The sequence below is a fragment of the Patulibacter ginsengiterrae genome, from assembly GCF_056269115.1.
Genome location: NZ_JBWDOG010000041.1, coordinates 1 through 942, shown reverse-complemented (window position 1 = coordinate 942; position 942 = coordinate 1). Strand labels below are relative to the sequence as shown.

Below are 942 nucleotides of genomic sequence, written 5' to 3'. Positions count from 1 at the left end.
GAGCTGCTTGCTCTTTGTATCTTTCCATGGTTTCGCATTTTTTTCTAGGTGGAATCATTGCATGCGCTTGCCGATCTGCAATGACCTGACGGCATTGCTTGGTGTCATAAGCTCCATCGGTATAAACAGAGTTAATCTGCTCATCTTGTGGAATCTGATTAAGTAAATCACCAAGCACCTGTGAATCACTGACATTATTGGTTGTAAGCTGAACTGCTCGTATTTGTAGGGTTTTAGCATCTATACCAATATGAAGTTTACGCCATTGGCGACGATATTCAGGTCCATGTTTCTTGCGTTTCCATTCGCCCTCACCTAGAAACTTCATGCCTGTAGAGTCCATGAGTAGATGCAGCCCATCGCTACTTTTTTGGTAGCTGATTACAATATCAATATGCTTTTGTCTTCTACAAAGCGTGGTGTAATCTGGAGCTATCCAATTTAATCCGCAAAGTTTAATCAGACTTTGCACAAAGCCAGTGACCATACGTAAAGACAGACGGAATAAGGATTTAATCATTAAGCAGCATTGGATGGCTGCGTCGGAGTAGGTTTGATTTCGCCCTTGTTTGCCTTTTGATGGCGCATACCATTGCGTAGCAGGATCAAACCAAATGGCAATATTTCCGCGACTCATGAGTGCTCGGTTATATGCGGGCCAATTGGTTGTGCGGTAGATTTTGTGTGTAGGCTTCTTCATTTGAAAATTATATCGCTAAAAAAGCCTTTACAGATAGGTTTGTGCAACAAAGCCACCTTTTGTGAAATGATGGTCAGTTTAGGCATTCGGCACATTCGCTTAACAGGTGGAGAGCCTTTGATGCGTCAAGGCGTAGTCAATTTTATTGATGCTTTGAATCGGCTCAAGCCACACGGTTTAGAACGTATTGCCATGACCAGTAATGCGTTCTATTTAAACAAGTATGCACGAGCACTAAAAGA

2 pseudogenes are annotated in these 942 nt (G+C 42.4%); one reads left to right on the top strand and one right to left on the bottom strand.

Going from position 1 to position 942, the window contains the following annotated elements:
- Positions 1-700, bottom strand: a pseudogene (locus tag ACVUH9_RS22190) (IS5 family transposase); the annotation flags it as partial.
- Here ACVUH9_RS22190 and ACVUH9_RS22185 point away from each other — a divergent pair.
- Positions 587-942, top strand: a pseudogene (locus ACVUH9_RS22185) (hypothetical protein); the annotation flags it as partial. The pseudogenes ACVUH9_RS22190 and ACVUH9_RS22185 sit on opposite strands and share 114 nt — an antisense overlap.